Source organism: Polymorphobacter sp., assembly GCF_051860865.1.
Lineage (GTDB): Bacteria > Pseudomonadota > Alphaproteobacteria > Sphingomonadales > Sphingomonadaceae > Sandarakinorhabdus.
Genome location: NZ_JBIMKZ010000028.1, coordinates 16,203 through 36,949, shown reverse-complemented (window position 1 = coordinate 36,949; position 20,747 = coordinate 16,203). Strand labels below are relative to the sequence as shown.

Below are 20,747 nucleotides of genomic sequence, written 5' to 3'. Positions count from 1 at the left end.
CAGTCGCAGGCCATGCGATAGGTTTCCTCGAGCGTTTCCGCCGTCTCATTCTCCATGCCGACGATGAACTGTGCCTCGACGACGATGCCGGCGTTGCGCAGCAGCTCGATCGCCCGCTTGTTCTGGGCGACGGTGGTTTCCTTGTTGAACAGGTCGAGCTTCAGCTGCGCCGCCGCCTCGGTGCCCAGCGAGACATGGATGAGCCCCGCCTTGCGGTACATCGGCAGCAGGTCCTCATCGCGCAGGATGTCGGTGACCCGGGTGTTGATCCCCCACAGGATGCCGAGATCGCGGCGGATCAGCTCCTCGCAAAAGGCGATGAACTTCTTGCGGTTGATCGTCGGCTCCTCGTCGGCGAGGATGAAGAAGCCGACCTGGTGATCGCGCATCAGCCCCTCGATCTCGTCGACGACCTTGATCGGATCGCGCACCCGGTAATCGCGCCAGAACTTCCATTGCGAGCAGAAGGAGCAGGTGAACGGGCAGCCGCGCGCCATGTTGGGGATGGCGACGCGGACGCCGAGCGGGATGTAGTTGTACTTGGCCCAGTCGAGGATGCCCCAGTCGGCAACGATGGAATCGACATTGCGGATGGTCGGCGCGGCCGGGGTGGCGACGACCTGGCCATCCTCGATGAAGGCGAGGCCGGGAATGGACTTGCGTTTCGGCTTCCAGTCGCCCTCGGCGATGGCGCGGACCAGCGCGGTGATGATCTCCTCGCCTTCGCCCCGGACGATGGCATCGATCCACGGCGCCTCGGCGAGCACCTGCCGGTACATGAAGGTGGCGTGGACGCCGCCGAGCACGGTGACGATCGCGGGATCGGTCTGGCGGGCGATCTCCAGCACGCGCTGGGCGGTGTAGATCGACGGGGTGATGGCCGTGGTGCCGACGATATCGGGCTTGTAGCCGATGATCAGCGCCTGCAGCTGGTCGTCATCGAGGTTGTTGGTCATCGCGTCGACGAAGCGGATGTCCTCGAAGCCCGCCGCCTTGAGCGCGCCGGACAGATAGGCGACCCAGGCCGGCGGCCAGCTGCCGGCGATTTCGGCGCCGCCGGAATGGTAATTGGGATGGATGAACAGGATCCGCACGGCGATGGCCCCCGAGGTTGTCCCTGCTCTTCGCACGCCGCCGCGCGGGCCTTCATTGATGCAGGTCAAGGAGCGCGGCGGCGCTGGCCCCTAGGGTCCGGCCATGATCCCCTATCTTCCCGATCTCGCCGAGCGGCCGGTGCCGCGCTACACCAGCTATCCGACCGCTGCGCAGTTCGGCAGCGGCGTCGGCGCGGTCGAACAGCGGGCGGCGCTGATTAGAATCGCGCCGGGAACAGCGGTTTCGCTCTATCTGCACATCCCCTATTGCCGGCAGATCTGCTGGTATTGCGGGTGCAATACGGGGGCGGTGCGAGACGAAATGACGCGGGAGGGCCGGCTCTCGGCCTATGTCCAGGCGCTGCATGCCGAGATCGAGACGGTTGCGCCGCTGATGCGCGGCCGCGTCACCGGCATCCAGTTCGGCGGGGGCAGCCCGAACAGCATGCCGGCCGCGGCGCTGTGCGGGATCATCACCGATCTGTGGCAGCAGTTCGATGTCGCGGCCGACGCCGAAATCGGCGTGGAGCTCGATCCGCGCGGGCTGGACGGCGGCTATATTGCCTCGCTGGCCGCCGTTGGAGTCAACCGCCTCAGCCTCGGGGTGCAGACGCTGGCCCCGCATGTGCAGGCCGCGATCAACCGCATCCAGCCGCTCGGGATGATTGCCGACGCCGTTCGTGCGGCGCGGGCCAATGGCATTGCCGGGATCAACTTCGACCTGATGTATGGGCTGCCGCTGCAGACCAACGCCGATCTTGCCGACACCATCGCCAAGGCGCTGACGCTGGCGCCGGACCGGGTGGCGGTGTTCGGCTATGCGCATATGCCGGCGATGATCGCCCGGCAGCGGATGATCGCCGATGCCGAGCTGCCGGACGCCGAAACCCGCTTCACCCAGAGCGCGCTGGCGCATGCCGCCTTCACCGAGGGCGGCTATGTGGCGATCGGCTTCGATCATTTCGCCCGGCCGGACGACCCGATGGCGATTGCCGCGGCGGCGGGCACGCTGCACCGCAATTTCCAGGGCTATGCGACCCATCCCGGCGAGGCGACGATCGGGCTGGGCGCCACGGCGATCAGCCAGTTCGATGACCTGATCGTGCAGAACGACAAGCATGTCGCCGGCTGGCGCAACACCGTGCTGGCCGGCGGGCTGGCCGGTGTTCGCGGGGTGGCGCGCACCGCCGATGACCGCGCCCGCGGGCGGATCATCGAGCGGCTGCTCTGCGACGGCTTTGTTGATGTGGGCGATGATTATCCGCCGGCGATCGAGGCGCTGCGGTCCTATGCCGATGCCGGGCTGATCCGGCTGGAGGCCGGGGCGGTGCGGCTGATGCCCGGCGGCTGGCCCTATGCCCGACTGATCGCTGCCGCCTTCGATGCGCATTTCGACGGGGCACGGCACAGCAAGGCCATCTGAGCCGCCGTCCGCTTGGACACGGCGGCTGTGACGATATAGACATCGATGGTGTTCTCCCCCTTCGCTCCTCGGTATGGCATGGACACCCCGCAGCATGGCTGACGCCGCGCGTCCCGATGGCGATCTGGAGGGAATCGCGCAGGCGGCCCTGGCGGTCGGCCGGGTGCTGATGCAGTGCGGCGCGCGCGCCCATGTGGTGCGGACCGGCTGCGCGCTGGCGGCGCGGGAGCTGGGCGCCGAGCAGGTGGATACGCGCGCCAGCTATTCGGCCATCGATATCACGGTCCGCCTTGGCGACAGGAGCGTGACGCGGATGGGGGCGATCGGCGCGATCGGGGTCAACCATCGGCTCGACCAGGCGGTGCGCAGGCTGGCGCGGCATGCGGGCGAGATGACGCCCGCGGCGTTGCTGACCGAGCTGGGCCGGCTCGAGCGCGAGACGCCGCGGCATCCGGCGTGGCTGGTGGCGATTGCGGTGGGTCTGGCCTGCGCGGCCTTCGGCAAGCTGATCGGCATCGACTGGACGGCGTTTCCGGCGGTGACGGCGGCGGCGGCGTGCGGGCAATATGTCCGCCACCTGCTGATTCACCGTGCGGTGAATGTCTTCATCGTGGCGGTTGTCGTGGCTTTTGTCGCCGCCAGCCTTGGCGCGCTGGGGGCGGAGGCGCTGGGGAGCGGCACGGCCTATACGGCGATGATTGCATCGATCCTGCTGCTGGTGCCCGGGGTGCCGGCGCTCAATGCGCAGTCGGACATCATCGAGGGGGACCCGATGCTGGGCAGCGCGCGGGCGGTGACGGTGGCGATGCTGCTGATCTTCGTGGTCGCCGGGGTGGTCATGGCGCAGCTGCTGGTCGGCGTGCAGCCATGATGGTGCTGATCGAGAACATGGCGTTCGGGGCCATCGCCGCGGCGGGCTTTGGCGTGCTGTTCAATTTCGGCGGGCGTGATCTTCTGTGGTGCGCCGCTGCCGGGGCGCTGGCGCTGGCCACGCGGACGCTGGGCATCGATGCCGGGCTGGCGCTGGAGGCGGCGTCGTTCATGGCGGCGGCAGTTCTGGGGTGTGGCGTGCGGGTGTTGCGCGGCGTGCTGGGGCCATCGCGCAATGCGCTGGCTGTGGCGGGTTGCATTCCGATGGTTCCGGGCAGCTTTGCGGCCAAGGCGATTTTGGGCATGTTTGCGCTGTCCTCGGCCGCCGATGGGTCGATGGTAACGGCGGCGACGACGATGGAATATCTGCTGCGCGTCGCCTTTACGCTCGGCGCCATCGGCACCGGGCTGTCGATCACCACCCAGCTGTTCGGCAACCGCGACTTCTGACCTCAGCCGACGGCCCGCAGCAGATAATCGATCAGCGGCGCCGGATAGAGGCCGAGCAGCAGCAGCAGACCGCCGCAGCCCAGCAGCACGGCGCGATCGGGCCGGTGCAGCGCCGGGAATGATGCCTCGCCATCGCGCGCGAACAGCGCGGTGAAGAAGCGGAAATAGACGAACAGGCCGAGGCCCGAGCCGATGACCACCGCGCCGAGCAGCAGCCAGGCGCCCGAGCGGACCAGCGCTTCCAGCAGGAACAGCTTGGCGAGGAAGCCCATCGCCACCGGCAGCCCGGCCAGCGACACCAGTGCCAGCGCCAGCACCCCGCCGGCCAGCGGCCTGCGCCAGGCGAGGCCGCGCAGGCTGTCGTTGGTCGCGGGGGCGCCGAGGCTGCCGGCGACGCACAGCGCCGCCAGCACCGCCGGGACATAGGCCGCCAGATAGAAGAGGATGGTCATTGGTGCCGCACTCGCCCCGCAGACGATCATCGCGGCGATATAGCCGGAATGGGCGACCGACGAATAGCCGATCATCCGGGCCAGCGACGGCTGGCGCAGCGCCGCCAGATTGCCAAGCAGAATCGAGGCGAGGGCGAGCGCCGCCAGACCCGTCGACCAGACCGGGCCGGCCGGCGCCGCCGCGTCGACGCGCAGCACGGCGATGACGACGGCGACCTTGGCGGCCGTGCCGGCGAGAGCGGCGGCGGCGGTGGGGGCGCCGTCGTAAATGTCCGGCGCCCAGAGATGGAAGGGGACCAGCGACAGCTTGAACGCCAGGCCGACGAGCAGCAGCGCGGTGCCGAGCGCCGCCAGCCTCGTGCCGCCGCTCCAGGCGGTGAAATCGAGCTGGCCGGTGTCGGCATAGCCCAGCGCCGCGCCGAGCAGCAGCGCCGCCGACCCGGCCGCGCCGGGCAGCAGATATTTGTAGCCGGCCTCCAGCGAGGCGCGGGTCAGCGGCAGCGCGAACAGGCCGATCAGTGCCAGCGAGACGATCTCCAGCCCGAGGAACAGGCTGGCGACATGGGCGGCCGAGGCCAGCGCCGCCGCGCCGAGAGCGACGATGCAGACCAGCGCCGGGCCTTCGCGCGCACTGGCGCGGGACCGCAGGAAGCCGAGCACGGCAAGGCCCGACAGGCTCGCCAGCAGCGTGCCGACGCGCGCGAGGCCATCATCGACGAACAAGGGCGGCGCCGGGGCGGCGGGCGCGGCCATCCGGCCCAGCACGGCCAGGGCCGCCAGCGCCAGGCCGAACGCCGCCACGCCTCGGACCATGTCGGGTCGCGCCCTGGGAGCCAGCAGCATTGCCAGTACGGCGGCGAGGCCGAGGATGGCGTGGGGGATCAGCCCCGTCGTCAGCATCGCGTCCTCACCGCGCCGCGTCGATGGCGGCAATGGCGGCGTCGACGGCCGGGCCGAGCGGGTCCATCAGCAGTTGCGGCAGCAGGCCGAACAACAGGGTGCAGGCGCCCAGCACCACGACCAGCACCATCTCGCGGGCGGTGAGGTCCCTGGTGATCGGCCGGGCCTGCGGCTCGCCGAAGACGATCTCCTTGAGCAGCCGCGTCGCGTAGACGACCGACACGACGAGGGCGCCGAGCGCGAGGGCCGCGAAGATCCAGTTGACCTGGAACATGCCGGTGATGACCAGCGCCTCGCCGAGGAAGTTGGCGGTGCCCGGCATCGCCAACACGGCGGCGAAGAACAGCGCGAAGGCGGCGGCGAAGCGCGGCGCGGTGCGCTGCAGCCCGCCCAGCTCGCGCAGGTCGCGGGTGCCGACACGGTCATAGACGGCGCCGATCAGCAGGAACAGCGCCGAGGCCGAGAAGGCATGGGCGACCATTTCGATCGCGGCGCCCATCATGGCGAAGTGAACGCCGCCCGATATGCCCATCAGCACGATGCTCATATGCGCCACCGACGTATAGGCGACGAGCCGCTTGGCGTCGGTCTGGCCGCACGCCATCACCGCGCCGTAGAGCGCGCCGAAGCTGCCCAGCGCCAGACCCCAGGGCGCCAGCACCAGAAACCCGTCCGGAAACAGCAGCGGCGGGAAGCGGAACAGGCCATAGGCGCCGGTCTTGAGCAGCAGCCCGGCGAGCAGGATCGACCCGGCGGTGGGGGCCTGGGTGTGCGCGTCCGGCAGCCAGGCATGGAAGGGCGGCACCGCCAGCTTGACGATGAAGGCCAGCGCGAAGCCGGCGAGCAGCCAGACCTGGGCTTGCGGGGCGATGCCGCTGGCCGACAGCACAAAGGCATCGAAGGTGATCACCGGCGCGGTGGCGGCCATCCAGAATACCGCCGCCAGCAGCCCGAGGCCGGCGACGGCATTGAAGACCAGGAACTTCATCGCCGCATTCTCGCGCGCGCCGTGGCCCCAGAGCGCGATCAGCAGGAAGCTGGGGACCACCATCAGCTCCCAGAAGAACGCCAGCACCAGCAGGTCGAACGCCAGGAAGACGCCGTTCGAGGCGGCGACCGTCCAGAGCAGCGAGGCGTGGAACAGGCCGGAATTCTCGCGGGTGTTCCAGGAGACGAACACCGCGATCAGCCCGAGGCCGAGCGAGATGGCGAGCATGGCGGCGGACAGCCCGTCCATGGCGAACAGCAGTTGCAGGCCCATCGCCGGCGCCCAGGGGGTGCGCGAGATCGCCAGCCAGCGGCCATCGCCGCTGCTATCGAAGATCGCCAAGACCAGCGCGGCCAGACCGGCCACCAGCACGATCACCGACAGCCAGCGCTCGGCGTTGCGGCCCAGGCGGGGCGCGAACAGCGCGGCGCAACCGCCCAGCAGCGGCAGCAGGATCATCGCGATCAGGGCCATGTCGTTATCCATGCAAGAAGGAGAAGCGCTGCCGCGCCGCCGGTGATGGCCATCACCGAATGGCGGACGCGGCCGCTCTGGGTGCGGCGGGCCGCCGACCACAAGGGCGTGGCCGTGCCGGCCAGCGCCATCCAGCCGCGATCGAAGCCGTCTGTGGTGAAGCGATCGATGAGCTGGCGCTTCAGCCACAGGATCAGCTGTATCGGCGCGGCGCCGAACGGATCGGCCCGGCCGCCAGTGGTGCCGCTGAGCCAGCGGACCAGCCGCTGGAACGGCTGGACGAACCAGACATGATAGCGGACGTCGATCCGCATCCCCTGCCGCTGATGGCGCGATGCGGCCAGCCTTGTGGCAAAGGCCGGGGAGCGGGTGAGGGCCAGCGACAGGGCGATGCCGGTCAACGGCGCGGCGGCCGCCAGCAACACGGTGAAGGCCGGCACCTCGGGGTGGACGCCGCCGAGCAGATGGATGATTGGGCCGACGAGCAGGCCACCGGCCAGCGCGCCGAAGCCGAGCAGGCACAGCGGGATCGCCGTGGCGGGGCCTGTCGGCTCGGGGTGCGGGTCCGGTGCGCCGGGCTGGAGCGCGGTGAACACCGGCCGGAAGGCATAGGTGGCGGTGAGCACGGCCGAGAGCAGGGCGGCGGCCCATAGCAGCGTCCCGAGCGGTCCGGCCGTCAGGGCGGCGTTGAGGATTTCCTCCTTCGACCACCAGCCGGCGGTCACCAGCGGCAGGCCGGCGAGCGAGGCGGCACCGGCGGCAAAGGCGGCGAACGACAGCGGACGCCGCCGGGCCGCGCCGCGCATCGCCGCGATCGAGGTGTCATCGCCGGCGCTATGGGCCATGTCCCCGGCGGCGAGGAACAGCAGCGACTTGAACAGCGCATGGGCGACGAAGTGCGCAATCGCCGCCGCCGGGGCGCCGACGCCGAGCGCCAGCAGCATGAAGCCGATCTGGCTGATCGACGAAAAGGCCAGCAGGCGCTTCACATCGGTCTGGAACAGCGCGGTGAAGGCGCCGAAGGCCGCCGTTGCCGCGCCGCCGATGGCCATGGCGGCCATCACGTCCGGCGAGGCGGCCATCAGCGGCGCAAAACGGGTCATCAGATAGGCGCCGGCGGCGACCATCGTCGCCGAATGGAGCAGTGCCGAAACGGGCGTCGGCCCGGCCATCGCCGAGGGCAGCCAGGTGTGGAAGGGCAACTGGGCCGATTTGCCGAGCGCACCGCCGAGCAGCATCGCTGCGACGATGGTCCGCATCCCCGGCGCCATCGCCAGGCCGGCGGGAATCAGCGCCTCGATGCGCACCGAGCCGGCCGCGATGAACAGCAGCAGCAGCCCGGCGAGGAGCATCGCATCGGCAATGCGCGACATGATGAAGGCCTTGCGGCCGGCGGCAATCGCCCGCTGCGAGCTGACATTATAGGCGATCAGGAAGAAGCTGCACATGCCCATCATCTCCCAGCCGAGGAAGTAGATGATGGAATCACCGGCCAGCACCATCGCCAGCATGGCGGCGAGGAACAGGTTCATCAGCGCGAAGAAGCGTCGCAGATCGCTGGTCCGCGCGCCCGCCATATAGTCGGCCGAATAGACGATCACACAGGCGCCGATCAGCGCCACGGTGAGACCGACGATCGTGCTCAACGGATCGAGCAGCAGCGCCAGGTCGACATGCGCGGCGCCGACCATCAGGTCGAAGATCGGCGCCGTGCCATGGCACTGGCCGGAGAAGCACAGCGCCGCCATCCCGCCCATCACCGGCAATGGCATCACGCCGCCGAGCAGTGCCACCGCCACGACCATCCGGCGCGACAGATGGACGGGGGCCAGCCCGAGGACGAGGAAGGCGGCCAGCGCCGGGGCCGGCACCAGCAGCAGCAGGTGGAAGATGGTCAGCGTCGGTATCATCGCCTCAGCCCTTGAGATCGCTGATCGAATCGCTGTCCGTCACATCGGCGAGGCGGGACAGGCGAAGATAGAGCGACAGGCCGATGGCCACTTCGGCGGCCGCCAGCACCAGGATGAGAACGAACATGCCCTGGCCCTGGGCATCGCCGCGCGCGCTGCCGGCGATGATGAAGGCGAGCGCCGGGCCGGAGAGCATGACCTCCAGCGACAACAGCTGCAGGAGCACGCTGCGCCGCGCCATCACCCCGAACAGGCCGATGGCGAACAGCGCCGCAGCGATGCCCAGCCCGGCCACGACCCCGCCGGCCATCATTTCTCCTCCGGCGAACGGCGCGCCAGATGACGGGCACCGAGCAGCGCCGCGAGCAGCAGGAACGACGCCAGCTCGACAGCGAGCGCCCAGGGGCCGAACAGCAGCGCGCCGACGGCGCGGGCCGATACCGGCAGCGCGGGGACGCCGCCGCCCGGCAGGCCGGCGAACAATGGCAACAGCATCAGGCCGACGAGCAGCGCCGGACCGCGCCAGGCCCCGCGCAGCCGCGACCGCTCGCGCGCCGCTGCCGCCGGACTGCTGTCCACGGTCATCACCACGAAGACGAAGACGGCGACAATGGCGCCGGCATAGACGAGGATCTGCATGGCGCCGGCAAAGCTGGCGCCGAGCGCGAAGAACACCGTTGCCAGCGCCAGCAGCATGGCGACGAGGTACATCAGCGCATGGACGACGGTCGCGCGCGTCACCGTCAGCACGCCGGCCAGCAGTGCGGCGGTGCCGGCCCAGAGGGCAAAGGCGGTCATGGCTGGAGGTCCTTCGTGTCAACGCTCGGCGGGTCGGTCCGGCATTTGCCGGCGACGTCCCAATAGCGGTAGCCCGGATATTTGCCTTCGCCGGCGATCAGCAGGTCGGGCTTGTCGTAGACGAGCGAGGCGCGGGCATGCTCGGCCAGCTCGAAATCCGGGGTCAGCTGGATGGCGGCGGTCGGGCAGGCTTCCTCGCACAGGCCGCAGAAGATGCAGCGGGCGAAGTTGATGCGGAAGGTTTCGGGATACCAGCGGCCCTCGACCGTCTCGGCCTTGACCACCTCGATGCAATCGACCGGGCAGACCACCGCGCAGAGGTTGCAGGCGACGCAGCGCTCCTGGCCATCAGGATCACGCGACAGGATAATGCGGCCGCGATAGCGCGGCGGCAGCACCGGCTTGACCTCGGGGTAAAGCTGGGTCTGCGTCGGCGCCAGCAACTTGAGGCCGATCGCCCATAGGGATTTGAGCAGTCCGATCATGCCAGCACCATCCAGCCGGTGACGATGAGGTTGACCAGCGCCAGCGGCAGCGCGACCTTCCAGGAGAAGCCGATCAGCTGGTCGTAGCGGGGCCGGGGCAGGGCGGCGCGGACCCAGATGAACACCAGCGCCAGCGCGCTGACCTTAAGGCCGAACCAGACCGGCCCCGGCAGGACGGGACCAAGCCAGCCGCCGAGGAACAGCGTCACCGCCAGCGCGCTGACCAGCAGGATGGCGACATATTCGCCGAGGAAGAACAGCGCGAACGACATGCCCGAATATTCGGTCATGAAGCCGGCGACGAGATCGTTTTCCGATTCCTGCAGGTCGAACGGCAGGCGGTGGGCGGCAGCGAGCGCGGCGATGAAGAACAGCACGGCGCCGATCGGCTGGACGAGGATGAACCAGACATCCTGCTGTGCGGCGACGATATCGGCCATGGCAAAGCTGCCGGCGAGCAGGACAACGCCCATCAGCGACAGGCCGAGGAATGCCTCATAGGCCAGCATCTGCGCCGCGGCGCGCAGGCCGCCAAGCAGCGCATAGCGGTTGCGCGAGGCCCAGGCGCCGAGCACCAGCGCATAGACGCTCAGCGCCAGCATGCCGATGACGAACACCACCCCCATGTCGAGCGAGGCGATGGCCAGCCCGTCCCCGAAGGCGACGACGCCGAAGCCGGCGAGCGTCGGCAGCGCCGCCATCGCCGGGGCGAGGCGGAAGGCGGCGACATCGGCGCCGGCCGGCGGCGCATCCTCCTTGGTCAGCAGCTTGATGGTGTCGGCGATCCACTGGAAAAAGCCGAACGGGCCGACGCGGTTCGGCCCCAGCCGCTCCTGCATGAAGCCGAGGACGCGGCGCTCGACCCAGGTGAACACGCCGGCCGCGACGAGCAGCGCTGCCACCAGCATGACCGAAAACAGCAGGACAAGGGGCCAGCCGATGATCATGGCCGGCGTTCCAGTTGGACGCGGCGCGGCGTGCGGTGGCGGGTGGTGAGCGCGACATGGCCGGGGGGGACGGCGGCATCGAGGGTCAGCGCCGGGGCCGGATGCCCGTCGATGCGCAGGGCATCGCCTTCGGCCAGCCCGAGCGCCGCGGCATCGTCGGGATGGAGGCGCAGGCGCGGCGCCGGGGCGCGGGCGGCGAGGAGGGGGCTGGCGCGGTCGGTCTCGCCGGCACTGAACGGGTCGTGGAGGGGTATCAGCCGCAGGCCGTCGCCGGGCAAGGGTGCGTCGACGGGAGGCGGGAAGGCAGCGCCGGCCAGTACCGAGGTGCCGGCGAACAGCGCCATGGGCAGTGTCGCCTGGGGCGCGCCTTCCATTGTCCAGCCGAAGGGGGAATCGATATCGTGCGGCGGCATGGCCTCGGCGATCCGGCCGGCGCGGTCCGACGCCGTGCGGCCCGACTGGCGGGCCGGTGCCCGGGCGACGGGACCGAGCGGCGTCTCGAACAGGGCCGGGGGCGCGGCGTCGACGACGGGGGCCAGCGACGGGCAGTCGCGGGCCAGCGCCGCGAGCAGCGTGTCGAGATCCGGCTCGGCGCCGCCGCCGAGCGCCGCGAGCATCCGCCATGCTGCCGGCATGCCCTCGGGCCGGCCGGCGAGGAAGCGCTGGGCGCGGCCTTCATGGTTGACGAAGGTGCCGGCGGCATCGGCGAAGCTGGCCACCGGCAGCACGATATCGGCGCGCGCCGTGGTAGCGGTCTCCAGGCAATCGAGCGCGATGACGGTGCGGCCGGCGAACAGCGCCTCGACGGTTGTTGGGTCGCAACGGGCGAACAGGTCGTTCTCGAGGACGAGGACGGCGCCGCTGCCGGCCGCGGCGACGGCGCTGTCGATTCCGGGGGCGCCGAGCAGGGCCAGCCCCATCGCATCGGCCTCGCCGGGGAACAGCGCCAGCCGGGCGCGGGTGCCGAGCGCCGCCGCCACGGCGGCGGCGGCTTCGACGATGGCGATGTCGCCGAGCCCGGCACCGGCGATGACCAGCGGCGCGGTCGCGGCGGCCAGCGCCGCGGCCGTGGCCGCGGCGTCGGGATCATCGCACAGGCCGCCCTGCAGCGCCGCGGCGACCTGCCGGCCGAAGTCGGCAATGGCATCGGGGGTGCGGCGCAGCGGCCGGGTGGCGATATCGTCGAGCGCGTCCGGCAGCGGCGTGACCAATGTGATCGGCGATCTGCGGCCCTCGCCGGCGACCCGCACAGCATTGTCCAGAAACATCGGCACGCCTTTTTGCGCCGCGAGATCGCGTTCGGCGCCGCGCGCCGCCTGGCGCAGCGACAGCGCGGCGCGCGGGGCGGTACCGGTCAGGTCCTCGCCGAGCATCGGCATGCTCGATGTCGGCCAGGCTGGCGACCCGGGCGGGGCCGGCGGCGAGCAGGCTGGCCATGCGCTGGACCAGCTGCGCCTCGCTGTCAGCGATGCCGGCGAAGAACCGCGCCGGCCCGACCAGCCGGCGCAGGGCGTAATTGGCCTCGAGCGAGGCGCGGGGCGAGCCGATGCCGATGGCGTGGCCGGCGGCGAGCGCGGCGCTTGTGGCATCGAGCGCCGGGGAGACGGCGATGGTCTCGCCGCGGTGCCGGGCGGTGGTCAGTGCTGTCGGCGCTTCGACGAACAGCGGGCCATAGCGGCCGCGATCGCAGAGGAAGTCGCCGTTGATGGCATCATGGCGGCGGTTGACGACACGGCGCAGGCGGCCGGCGCGCGCCGACAGGCCGATGTTGCAGCCGACCGCGCAATGCGGGCAGATCGACGGCGTCTCGGTCATGTCCCAGGGCCGGGCATAGTCCTTCGACCAGCCCTTGTCGTTGAAGACGCCGGTCGGGCAGACCTCGGCGAGGTTGCCGGCGAAGGGGCTCTCCAGCACGCCATCGGTGGCGCGACCGAAATAGACGCGGTCGTGCGCGCCGAACACGTCGAGATCCCGCCCGCCGGCATAGCCGCGATAGAAGCGCGTGCAGCGATAGCAGGCGATGCAGCGGTTCATCTCATGGGTGAGCAGCGGCCCGAGATCCTGGTTGCGATGGGTGCGCTTGGCGGCATCGGCGCGGCGCAGGTGATGGCCCGCAGCGATCGTCATGTCCTGCAGCTGGCAGGCGCCCCCCTCCTCGCAGACGGCGCAATCATGCGGATGGTTGACCATCAGCCATTCGATGACATGGGCGCGGAACGCCGCCGCCTCGGGGTCGGCGACCTCGACGCGCTGGCCGTCGGCGACCGGCGTCATGCAGGCCATTTCGATCCGGCCCCGGGTGTCGTCCGGCCCGTCATGGACCTTGATCGCGCAGAGCCGGCAGGCGCCGATCGAGCCCATGGCGCGGTGCCAGCAGAAATGCGGCACCGCCACGCCCTGATCGAGGCAGGTGGAGAGCAGGTCCCGGCCCTCCGGCACCTCGACGGCGCGGCCATCGATATGGATGCGCGCCGTCATTGTTGTTTCCCGATGGTGCAGCCATGCGCCAGATGATCGTCGAACAGGTCGGCGAAGCGCGTCAGCGCGCTGGCCAGCGGCTGCATGGCGCCGCCCATCAGGTCGCAGAAGCTGCGGCCGCGCGGCCCGGCCTCGGCGGCGGTCATCCGCAGCACGTCGAGATCGCTGGCGCGGGCGGTGCCGGCTTCGAGCGCGTCGAGGATGCGCGCCGTCCAGGGCAGGCCTTCGCGGCAGGGGGTGCACCAGCCGCAGCTCTCGCGCGCATAGAAGCGCAGGTGGCGGGCGACGACGCCGATCGGGCAGGCGGTCTCGTCGAGCACGATCATCGTGCCGGTACCGAACATCGAGCCGGTGGCGGCGACACTGCCGAAATCGAGCGGCAGGTCGAGATGCTCGGGGCCGAGGAAGCCGCTGGCGCCGCCGCCGGGCTGGAAACAGCGCAGCATGCCGTTGCCCGACACGCCGCCGCAGCGGTCGATAAGTTCGCGCGCCGTGGTGCCCATCGGCGCCTCGATCAGCTGCGGGCGGTGGACGCGGCCCGACACGCCGTAGAGCTTGGTGCCGCCCTCGGCCGTGCGCGACAGGGCGCGGAAGGCCGCCGCCCCGCCGCTGACGATGATCGGCACGCAGGCAATGGTCTCGACATTGTTGACCGTCGTCGGGCGCCCCCACAGGCCGGACTGGGCGGGAAAGGGGGGACGCTTGCGCGGCACCGCCCGCTTGCCTTCGAGCGCCTCGATCAGCGCGGTTTCCTCGCCGACGATATAGCGGCCAGCCGAGGCATGGACGCGCATCCGCAGCCCGCCGAGCAGGCCGGCGGCGCCGGCCTCGGCGATGGCGCTTTCCATTGCGGCGATGCCGGCGCGGTAATTGTCCCGCACCAGAATGATCGCCTCGCTGACATGCATGGCATGAGCGGCGATGATCGCGCCTTCGATCAGCTGATGGGGCAGCGCCTCGATGAACAGCCGGTCCTTGAAGGCGCCGGGCTCCATCTCGTCGCCGTTGACGATCAGATAGCTGGGGCCGTCGCCGGGTGCGGTCTTGGGTGCGGTGCCGGGGGCCGGCATGAACCGCCATTTGCGCGCCACCGGGAAGCCGGCGCCGCCACGCCCGTTGAGCGCCGCCGCGTCGACCATGTCGATGATATCGGCCGGGCGCATCGCCAGCGCCGTGGTCACCGCCTGATAGCCGCCCAGCGCCTGCCATTCGGCGAGGCTGTGCGGCCGGCGGTCGGGACGCGATCGGCCGGTGAGCGGGCCGGTGAGAGCGGGCGCGCTCATTCCGGGCCGTCCAGCAGCGTGTCGATGGCCTCCGGGCTCAGCCGGCGGGCCGGCTGGCGGTCGCGGCCAAGGACGCCGGCCGGGGCATGGTCGCAGTCGCCGACGCAGCAGACATTGAGCAACGTATAGTCTCCGTCCGGCGTCGTCTCGCCGAAACCGATGCCGAGACGGGCCATGACGGCGTCACGCACCGCGTCGGCGCCGTTCAGATAACAGCTGGCGCCGTCGCAGAGCATGATCAGCCGCCGGCCGACCTTGCGGCGGAAGATATGGCTGTAGAAGGTGGCGATATTGTCGATTTCGGCGGTGGTCATGCCGAGCAGGGTGGCGATGTCGGCGATGCGCGCATCGGACACCCAGCCTTCGGCCTGCTGGACCAGCCGCAGCGCTTCGAGGATGGCGCCACGCGGGCCGCCATGGCTGTCGACCGCGTGCCGGATTCCGGCGGCAAGGGCATCGGGCAGGCTCACCGGTCGACGTCCGACATGACGAAATCGATGCTGGCGATATAGGCGACGAGATCGGCGACGCTCATGCCCTTCGCCACCAGCGGCAGCAGCTGGAGGTGCGCGAACGAGGCGGTGCGGATGCGGGTGCGGTAGCTCGACGGGCCGCCGTCCGACACCAGCGCATATTGGGTCAGGCCGCGATGCGTCTCGATCTGGCCGGTGGCCTCCCCGGCCGGCACGTCCAGCCCGCGGCTGACGCTGACGAAATGCTGGATCAGCGTCTCGATGTCGTGGCGCATGCGGTCCCGCGACGGCGGCATGGCCAGCGGGTGGTCGGCCTTGATCGGACCGGCGGGCATGTTGTCGACGCACTGGCGGATGATCCGAAGCGATTGGCGCATTTCATCGGCCCGGACCCTCGTCCGGTCGAAGATGTCGCCGCGCTGTCCGGTCGGGATGTCGAATTCGTAATTCTCATAGCCGCCATAGGGCCGGCGCTTTCGCCAGTCCCAGTCGCAGCCGGTGGCGCGCAACTGCGGACCGGTGGTGCCCCATTCCAGCGCCGTCGCCGTATCGAAGGCGCCGATGCCGACGGTGCGCGCCTTGAACAGGCCGCTGTTCAGCACCATCGTCTCGTAATCGTCGAGGCGCTTCGGCATCCAGTCGAGGAAATCGCGGATCATCGTGTCCCAGCCCGGCGGGAGGTCCATGGCGACGCCGCCGATGCGGAAGAAGGCCGGGTGCATCCGCGCGCCGGTGATCGTCTCCATGATCCGGTGGGCGCGCTCGCGATCGGTGAACATGTAGAACACCGGCGACATCTGGCCGACATCCTGCGCCATGGTGCCATAGAACAGCAGGTGGTTGGTGATGCGGAACATCTCGCAGAGCATCACCCGGATCACCTCGGCGCGGGCCGGCACGGTGATGCCGCACAGCCGCTCGACCGCCATCAGATAGGGCAGTTCGCTCATCACCCCGCCGAGATAGTCGATGCGGTCGGTGTAGGGGATGAAGCCATGCCAGGTCTGGCGCTCGGCCATCTTCTCGGCGCCGCGATGGTGGTAGCCGATGTCGGGCCAGGCCCAGACGACGTCCTCGCCATCGAGCCCGAGCACGATCTTGAAGACGCCGTGGGTGGAGGGATGATGCGGGCCGAAGTTGAGCATCATCAGCTCGACCCCGTCCTGCGTCGTCGGCAGGCCATGGGCTTCGGGATCGAAGGTCGCGGCCGCTTCCTCGGCGGCGAAATAGTCGGGCGTCATTCGGAACGGCGGTTTCTCGGTGGCGCGGGCATAATGCGCCTTGCGCAGCGGATGGCCCTGCCAGGTCGGCGGCATCAGGATGCGGCGATGGCTGTCACGGCCTTCGAAGTGCACGCCGAACATGTCGAACGCCTCGCGCTCATACCAGTCGGCCGCCGGATAGACCGAGGCGATCGACCGGGCGCGCGGGGCGGCGCCGTCGCAGGCGACCTTGAGCCGAATGTCGCTGTTGCGGTCGAGCGAGACCAGGTGGCTGACGACGGTGACGCCCGACGCCGGCTGGCCTTCGCGGTGAACCCGCGCCGTCTCGTCAATGCCCCAGAGGTCGGCGAGCAGCGGGAATGGCCGGTCGATCTCGTGCTTGAGGAAATGATGGACAGCCGGCGCCGCCTCGGGCGCGATCCACAGCACCGGAAAATCCTCGGCCGTCGGCTGCTGGCACAGGATTGCCGGGCCGAAGCGGTGGCGCAGCGCCTCGGTGACTTCGGACGTCTCCGGCCTTGTCTCGGTCAGCACGGTCACGACGCGTCGGGGTCCGCGAGCCGGGTCACGGCCATTCGCGCATCACGCAGCGTGTCGCGTCGCGCCGGCGGGTCATAGGCCGCAGGTTCGCCGTCCAGCGTGATGCCGAGCGGACGCGGCCGGGCGGCGATCTGGCCCTGGAGCAGGATCATCGCATCGAGCAGCGCCTCGGGCCGCGGCGGACAGCCGGGGACATAGACATCGACCGGCAGGAAGCTGTCGACGCCCTGCACCACCGAATAGATATCGTACATGCCGCCCGAATTGGCGCAGGCGCCCATCGAGATCACCCAGCGGGGCGCACGCATCTGCTCGTAGAGCCGCTTCAGCGGCACCGCCATCTTGGTGAACACCGTCCCCGAGACGATCAGCAGATCGGCCTGGCGCGGGGTGGCGCGAATCACTTCGGCGCCGAAGCGCGCCTGGTCGAACACCGGGGTCAGCGCCGTCGCCATCTCGACATAGCAGCAGGACAGGCCGAAATTGAACGGCCACAGGCTGTTCTTGCGCGACCAGGCGACGAGGTCGTCGAGCCGGGTGAACAGCTGGCCGCGCGCCATCGCTTCGCTCTCGGGCATGCTGTCGGCGAGCCGGGTGAGTTCGACGGTCATGACCGCCGCCGATCGGGGCCGGTTTCCAGCGCGCCGTCGCGCCACAGATAGGCGAGCGCCGCCAGCAGCAGCACCACGAACACCGTCGCCGCGACCAGGCCGGGCCGCCCGACATCGCGCGCCGCCCCGGCCCAGGCGAACAGCAGCGCCGCCTCGACGTCGAAGATCATGAAGCAGATGGCGATCAGCGAATAGGAAGCGGTCACCGGCGCCAGGCGGGCCGGGCCGGGAGGCGCGCCGCTTTCATAAATGCCCAGCCGCTCGCGCCCGGGTTCCCGGACCAATGTCGCGAGGCCCAGGGCAATCGCCAAAACGAGCGTCGCGACCACGACATGGAGGAAGAGCGCAAGACGGGGGTCAGTTGCGGAAAGAAATGACATCGATGCCCTCCAGCAGCAGCGCAGGCCAACGGTTTGTATTCTTTATTGCATCGAGCAGGCTGCCGGTAATGGGGCGGACAGGCGACAGACCCTTGATGTTCCTGTCTGCGCCATCCCGGCGGGAAAGCAAGGATCGTCTGTCCCGCAACACAAGGAGAGAGTTCCAGAAAGCGAAATCGGTCATGTCTTTGGCCCTAGGTGTTGGCCGCGAACACACGGCTGGCGCGGATATCGGCCGCCTCGATCACCGACAGGTCGGCCGTGCTGACCGGATCGGCGCTGGCGAACAGCCGGCTGGCCTGGCGCAGGCGGGCCCGGTCCAGCGCGTTGCGGATCGAGCGGGCATTGGCGAACAGCGGCTGCGCCTTTCGCAGCGCTACATAGTCGATCAGCGAGACGCGCGCCGCCGGGCTGAGACGGTAATTGAGCCGCGCCAGCATGGTCTCGCCGATCGTCACCAGCTCGTCGTCCGAATAATCGGGGAAGTCGATGTGATGGGCGATGCGCGACCGGAATCCGGGGTTGGAGGCGAAGAACCGGTCCATCGGCGCGCCGTAGCCGGCGAGGATGACGACGAGATCATCGCGCTGATTCTCCATGATCTGCAGCAGGATCTCGATGGCTTCCTGGCCGTAATCGCGCTCATTTTCGGGGCGATAGAGATAATAGGCCTCGTCGATGAACAGCACACCGCCCATGGCGCGCTTGAGCACGTCGCGGGTCTTGGGCGCGGTGTGGCCGATATACTGGCCGACCAGGTCATCGCGGGTCACCGATACGAGATGGCCTTTGCGCAGATAGCCGAGCTTGTGGAGAATGCCGGCCATGCGCAGCGCCACGGTCGTCTTGCCGGTGCCCGGATTGCCGGTGAAGCTCATGTGCAGCGTCGGCGCCTCGGTGACCAGCCCGAGCCCGGCCCGCACCCGATCGACGAGCAGCAGCGCAGCAATCTCGCGAATGCGCTGCTTGACCGGCGCGAGGCCGATGAGGTCCCGGTCGAGCTGATCGAGGTCGTCGCCGAGCCCGGTGGCGGCGAAGGCCTGCTTCAGGTCGATGCTGTCATCCGCCATAACGCTCCCCATCGGGGCGATCGGTGCCATAGGCGCGGGTGGTGTAGACGGTGCGGCGGCCCTCCATCTCCTGCCGGACCAGCGCGAAGCCGGCCTCGTTTGCCGGCCGGTCGGTGATGAATGACAGGCGGATCGACTCCCAGCCATGGGCATTGTCGAACGCCGACAGGCGGATGTAGTGCGCGCCCGCGTTCGCCTTGCGGCAGGCGGCGAGCTGCAGCATCACCCCGGCGGCGTCGGGCACGTCGAACATCGGCGCGCCCCACATCTCCCAATAGGTGTTCCGGGGGTGCGGATCGTCGGTGTATTCGAGGTTCACCGCCCAGCCCTTGTCGAGGCAATATTGCACCTGCGCGGCGATCTGGGTGTCGTCGAGGTCAGGCAGGAACGAGAATGTGCCCTGGGTGATGCGCATCGTCATTCTCCTCAATACGAAACCGACGGGGTGGGGGCGTAGTCGGGCGTGTCGGTCGAGGCGTAGTTGAAGCTGACGTTCTTCCACGTCTCGAGCGCCGCCTTGAGCGGGCTGCACCAGCGGGCGGCGTCGGCGAGGATCTCGGGGCCTTCATTGGCGATGTCCCGGCCCTCGTTGCGCGCCAGCACCATGCATTCGAGCGCCACCCGGTTGGCGGTGGCGCCGGCCTGGATGCCTTGCGGGTGGCCGATGGTGCCGCCGCCGAACTGCATCACGCAATCCTCCCCGAGCAGATCGAGCAGCTGGTGCATCTGGCCGGCATGGATGCCGCCCGATGCCACCGGCATCACCGCGTTGAGGCTCGCCCAATCCTGGTCGAAGAAGAGGCCGCGCTCGAGGTGGACGGGGTTAAACGTCTCCCGGCAGATGTCATAATAGCCCTTGGTGGTCTCGGGATCGCCTTCCAGCTTGCCGACGATGGTGCCGGCATGGATATGGTCGACACCGGCCAGCCGCATCCATTTGGCGATGACCCGGAACGACACGCCGTGGGTTTTCTGCCGCGTGTAAGTGCCGTGGCCGGCGCGGTGAAGATGGAGGATCATGTCGTTGCGGCGGCACCATTTCGACATCGACTGGATGGCGGTGTAACCGATGACGAGATCGATCATGATGACGATGGAGCCGAGCTGCTTGGCAAATTCGGCGCGCTCGTACATGTCCTCCATCGTCGCCGCGGTGACGTTGAGATAGGTGCCCTTGACCTCGCCGGTCGCGGCCTGCGCCTTGTTGACCGCCTCCATGCAGTAGAGGAAGCGGTCGCGCCAATGCATGAACGGCTGCGAGTTGATGTTCTCGTCGTCCTTGGTGAAATCGAGCCCGCCTTTCAGGCCTTCATAGACGACGCGGCCATAGCTGCGGCCCGACAGGCCGAGCTTCGGCTTGATGGTGGCGCCGAGCAGCGGCCGGCCGAACTTGTCGAGCCGTTCGCGCTCGACGACGATGCCGGTGGGTGGGCCATCGAAGGTTTTCACATAGGCGACCGGAAACCGCATGTCCTCGAGCCGCAGCGCCTTCAAGGGTTTGAAGCCGAAGACATTGCCGATGATCGACGCGGTCAGGTTGGCGATCGAGCCGGGTTCGAACAGGTCCAGATCATAGGCGATATAGGCGAACCACTGGCCGGGCTGGCCGGGCACCGGATCGACGCGATAGGCCTTGGCGCGATATTTCTCCGCCGCGGTTAGCCGGTCGGTCCAGACCACGGTCCAGGTGGCGGTCGAGCTCTCGCCGGCGACCGCGGCGGCGGCCTCGATCGGATCGACACCGTCCTGCGGGCTGATCCGGAACATCGCAATGACGTCGGTGATCCGGGGCTCATAGTCCGGCTGCCAATAGCCCATCCGGGCATATTCCATGACACCCGACTTGTAGCGGGCGGCGCCTTCGACGGGGGCCGATGTGTTCATCTTCGTGGCTCCTT

The 20,747-nt window shown here is 69.4% G+C and carries 22 protein-coding genes; 3 read left to right on the top strand and 19 right to left on the bottom strand.

Annotation, left to right across the window (positions count from 1 at the left end; genetic code table 11):
* A partial coding sequence (gene bchE, locus ACTIFJ_RS07255) for a magnesium-protoporphyrin IX monomethyl ester anaerobic oxidative cyclase (RefSeq protein ID WP_439533429.1) occupies positions 1-1,163 on the bottom strand: 1,163 nt, incomplete at its 3' end.
* 34 nt (positions 1,164-1,197) lie between these two features.
* On the opposite strand from bchE, the gene hemN reads away from it, so the two are divergent.
* From hemN to ACTIFJ_RS07240, 3 genes are all read left to right on the top strand, one after another.
* Positions 1,198-2,517, top strand: coding sequence for an oxygen-independent coproporphyrinogen III oxidase (hemN, locus tag ACTIFJ_RS07250; RefSeq protein ID WP_439533428.1), 1,320 nt, complete (start codon positions 1,198-1,200; stop codon positions 2,515-2,517).
* 94 nt (positions 2,518-2,611) lie between these two features.
* Complete coding sequence (locus ACTIFJ_RS07245; protein ID WP_439533427.1) at positions 2,612-3,388, top strand: threonine/serine exporter family protein; 777 nt, start codon at positions 2,612-2,614, stop codon at positions 3,386-3,388.
* Positions 3,385-3,837 carry a threonine/serine exporter family protein gene (locus ACTIFJ_RS07240; RefSeq protein WP_439533426.1) on the top strand — a complete coding sequence of 151 codons (453 nt, stop codon included), beginning with the start codon at positions 3,385-3,387 and terminating at the stop codon, positions 3,835-3,837. Before ACTIFJ_RS07245 ends, ACTIFJ_RS07240 begins: the two co-directional genes overlap by 4 nt.
* Before the next feature lie 2 nt (positions 3,838-3,839).
* Here the strand turns inward: ACTIFJ_RS07240 and ACTIFJ_RS07235 are convergent, their stop codons facing one another.
* Genes ACTIFJ_RS07235 through ACTIFJ_RS07150 form a run of 18 tightly spaced genes read right to left on the bottom strand, consistent with a single transcriptional unit; the run spans position 3,840 to position 20,733 of the window.
* On the bottom strand, positions 3,840-5,189 hold the full coding sequence (locus ACTIFJ_RS07235) for a proton-conducting transporter transmembrane domain-containing protein (RefSeq protein WP_439533425.1): 1,350 nt from the start codon (positions 5,187-5,189) through the stop codon (positions 3,840-3,842).
* A gap of 7 nt (positions 5,190-5,196) precedes the next feature.
* Complete coding sequence (locus tag ACTIFJ_RS07230; RefSeq protein WP_439533424.1) at positions 5,197-6,651, bottom strand: complex I subunit 4 family protein; 1,455 nt, start codon at positions 6,649-6,651, stop codon at positions 5,197-5,199.
* A complete protein-coding gene (locus ACTIFJ_RS07225) occupies positions 6,642-8,561 on the bottom strand; it encodes an NADH-quinone oxidoreductase subunit 5 family protein (RefSeq protein WP_439533423.1) in 1,920 nt (639 codons plus the stop codon). Before ACTIFJ_RS07225 ends, ACTIFJ_RS07230 begins: the two co-directional genes overlap by 10 nt.
* Positions 8,562-8,565: 4 nt before the next feature.
* Positions 8,566-8,871 (bottom strand): NADH-quinone oxidoreductase subunit NuoK, encoded by a 306-nt coding sequence (gene nuoK, locus ACTIFJ_RS07220; protein ID WP_439533422.1) that lies wholly within the window; start codon positions 8,869-8,871, stop codon positions 8,566-8,568.
* Positions 8,871-9,359, bottom strand: coding sequence for an NADH-quinone oxidoreductase subunit J (locus ACTIFJ_RS07215; protein WP_439533421.1), 489 nt, complete (start codon positions 9,357-9,359; stop codon positions 8,871-8,873). The genes nuoK and ACTIFJ_RS07215 overlap by 1 nt, the downstream gene beginning before the upstream one ends.
* The gene (gene nuoI / locus ACTIFJ_RS07210) at positions 9,356-9,844 is read right to left on the bottom strand and encodes an NADH-quinone oxidoreductase subunit NuoI (protein WP_439533420.1); all 489 of its coding nucleotides are present in this window, start codon (positions 9,842-9,844) and stop codon (positions 9,356-9,358) included. The genes ACTIFJ_RS07215 and nuoI overlap by 4 nt, the downstream gene beginning before the upstream one ends.
* Positions 9,841-10,791, bottom strand: coding sequence for an NADH-quinone oxidoreductase subunit NuoH (gene nuoH, locus ACTIFJ_RS07205; RefSeq protein ID WP_439533419.1), 951 nt, complete (start codon positions 10,789-10,791; stop codon positions 9,841-9,843). The genes nuoI and nuoH overlap by 4 nt, the downstream gene beginning before the upstream one ends.
* Positions 10,788-11,849, bottom strand: coding sequence for a molybdopterin-dependent oxidoreductase (locus ACTIFJ_RS07200; RefSeq protein ID WP_439533432.1), 1,062 nt, complete (start codon positions 11,847-11,849; stop codon positions 10,788-10,790). The genes nuoH and ACTIFJ_RS07200 overlap by 4 nt, the downstream gene beginning before the upstream one ends.
* A 28-nt stretch (positions 11,850-11,877) precedes the next feature.
* Positions 11,878-13,269, bottom strand: coding sequence for a 2Fe-2S iron-sulfur cluster-binding protein (locus ACTIFJ_RS07195; RefSeq protein ID WP_439533418.1), 1,392 nt, complete (start codon positions 13,267-13,269; stop codon positions 11,878-11,880).
* Entirely contained in the window at positions 13,266-14,552 is a 1,287-nt protein-coding gene (locus ACTIFJ_RS07190) for a complex I 51 kDa subunit family protein (RefSeq protein WP_439533417.1), read from the bottom strand. Before ACTIFJ_RS07190 ends, ACTIFJ_RS07195 begins: the two co-directional genes overlap by 4 nt.
* Complete coding sequence (nuoE, locus tag ACTIFJ_RS07185) at positions 14,549-15,022, bottom strand: NADH-quinone oxidoreductase subunit NuoE (protein WP_439533416.1); 474 nt, start codon at positions 15,020-15,022, stop codon at positions 14,549-14,551. Before nuoE ends, ACTIFJ_RS07190 begins: the two co-directional genes overlap by 4 nt.
* A complete protein-coding gene (gene nuoC / locus ACTIFJ_RS07180) occupies positions 15,019-16,788 on the bottom strand; it encodes an NADH-quinone oxidoreductase subunit C/D (RefSeq protein WP_439533415.1) in 1,770 nt (589 codons plus the stop codon). Before nuoC ends, nuoE begins: the two co-directional genes overlap by 4 nt.
* A complete protein-coding gene (locus ACTIFJ_RS07175; protein WP_439533414.1) occupies positions 16,785-17,399 on the bottom strand; it encodes a NuoB/complex I 20 kDa subunit family protein in 615 nt (204 codons plus the stop codon). Before ACTIFJ_RS07175 ends, nuoC begins: the two co-directional genes overlap by 4 nt.
* Positions 17,396-17,779: an NADH-quinone oxidoreductase subunit A gene (gene ndhC / locus ACTIFJ_RS07170; RefSeq protein WP_439533413.1), complete on the bottom strand. Its 384-nt coding sequence runs from the start codon at positions 17,777-17,779 to the stop codon at positions 17,396-17,398. Before ndhC ends, ACTIFJ_RS07175 begins: the two co-directional genes overlap by 4 nt.
* Positions 17,757-17,963: a hypothetical protein gene (locus tag ACTIFJ_RS07165; protein WP_439533412.1), complete on the bottom strand. Its 207-nt coding sequence runs from the start codon at positions 17,961-17,963 to the stop codon at positions 17,757-17,759. The genes ndhC and ACTIFJ_RS07165 overlap by 23 nt, the downstream gene beginning before the upstream one ends.
* Positions 17,964-17,973: 10 nt before the next feature.
* Positions 17,974-18,849, bottom strand: coding sequence for a CbbX protein (cbbX, locus tag ACTIFJ_RS07160; RefSeq protein ID WP_439533411.1), 876 nt, complete (start codon positions 18,847-18,849; stop codon positions 17,974-17,976).
* Positions 18,839-19,264, bottom strand: a complete 426-nt coding sequence (locus ACTIFJ_RS07155) for a ribulose bisphosphate carboxylase small subunit (protein WP_439533410.1) — start codon at positions 19,262-19,264, stop codon at positions 18,839-18,841. Before ACTIFJ_RS07155 ends, cbbX begins: the two co-directional genes overlap by 11 nt.
* An 11-nt stretch (positions 19,265-19,275) precedes the next feature.
* Entirely contained in the window at positions 19,276-20,733 is a 1,458-nt protein-coding gene (locus tag ACTIFJ_RS07150) for a form I ribulose bisphosphate carboxylase large subunit (protein ID WP_439533409.1), read from the bottom strand.
* Between the last annotated feature and the right edge of the window lie 14 nt (positions 20,734-20,747).

What these genes read in the sequence shown, in the direction of transcription:
- hemN (WP_439533428.1), top strand. Translation starts at nt 1,198, where the DNA reads ATGATCCCCTATCTTCCCGATCTCGCCGAGCGGCCGGTGCCGCGCTAC.
- ACTIFJ_RS07245 (WP_439533427.1), top strand. Translation starts at nt 2,612, where the DNA reads ATGGCTGACGCCGCGCGTCCCGATGGCGATCTGGAGGGAATCGCGCAG.
- ACTIFJ_RS07240 (WP_439533426.1), top strand. Translation starts at nt 3,385, where the DNA reads ATGATGGTGCTGATCGAGAACATGGCGTTCGGGGCCATCGCCGCGGCG.
- ACTIFJ_RS07235 (WP_439533425.1), bottom strand. Translation starts at nt 5,189, where the DNA reads ATGCTGACGACGGGGCTGATCCCCCACGCCATCCTCGGCCTCGCCGCC.
- ACTIFJ_RS07230 (WP_439533424.1), bottom strand. Translation starts at nt 6,651, where the DNA reads ATGGCCCTGATCGCGATGATCCTGCTGCCGCTGCTGGGCGGTTGCGCC.
- ACTIFJ_RS07225 (WP_439533423.1), bottom strand. Translation starts at nt 8,561, where the DNA reads ATGATACCGACGCTGACCATCTTCCACCTGCTGCTGCTGGTGCCGGCC.
- nuoK (WP_439533422.1), bottom strand. Translation starts at nt 8,871, where the DNA reads ATGGCCGGCGGGGTCGTGGCCGGGCTGGGCATCGCTGCGGCGCTGTTC.
- ACTIFJ_RS07215 (WP_439533421.1), bottom strand. Translation starts at nt 9,359, where the DNA reads ATGACCGCCTTTGCCCTCTGGGCCGGCACCGCCGCACTGCTGGCCGGC.
- nuoI (WP_439533420.1), bottom strand. Translation starts at nt 9,844, where the DNA reads ATGATCGGACTGCTCAAATCCCTATGGGCGATCGGCCTCAAGTTGCTG.
- nuoH (WP_439533419.1), bottom strand. Translation starts at nt 10,791, where the DNA reads ATGATCATCGGCTGGCCCCTTGTCCTGCTGTTTTCGGTCATGCTGGTG.
- ACTIFJ_RS07195 (WP_439533418.1), bottom strand. Translation starts at nt 13,269, where the DNA reads ATGACGGCGCGCATCCATATCGATGGCCGCGCCGTCGAGGTGCCGGAG.
- ACTIFJ_RS07190 (WP_439533417.1), bottom strand. Translation starts at nt 14,552, where the DNA reads ATGAGCGCGCCCGCTCTCACCGGCCCGCTCACCGGCCGATCGCGTCCC.
- ACTIFJ_RS07175 (WP_439533414.1), bottom strand. Translation starts at nt 17,399, where the DNA reads ATGACCGTCGAACTCACCCGGCTCGCCGACAGCATGCCCGAGAGCGAA.
- ndhC (WP_439533413.1), bottom strand. Translation starts at nt 17,779, where the DNA reads ATGTCATTTCTTTCCGCAACTGACCCCCGTCTTGCGCTCTTCCTCCAT.
- ACTIFJ_RS07165 (WP_439533412.1), bottom strand. Translation starts at nt 17,963, where the DNA reads ATGACCGATTTCGCTTTCTGGAACTCTCTCCTTGTGTTGCGGGACAGA.
- cbbX (WP_439533411.1), bottom strand. Translation starts at nt 18,849, where the DNA reads ATGGCGGATGACAGCATCGACCTGAAGCAGGCCTTCGCCGCCACCGGG.
- ACTIFJ_RS07155 (WP_439533410.1), bottom strand. Translation starts at nt 19,264, where the DNA reads ATGCGCATCACCCAGGGCACATTCTCGTTCCTGCCTGACCTCGACGAC.
- ACTIFJ_RS07150 (WP_439533409.1), bottom strand. Translation starts at nt 20,733, where the DNA reads ATGAACACATCGGCCCCCGTCGAAGGCGCCGCCCGCTACAAGTCGGGT.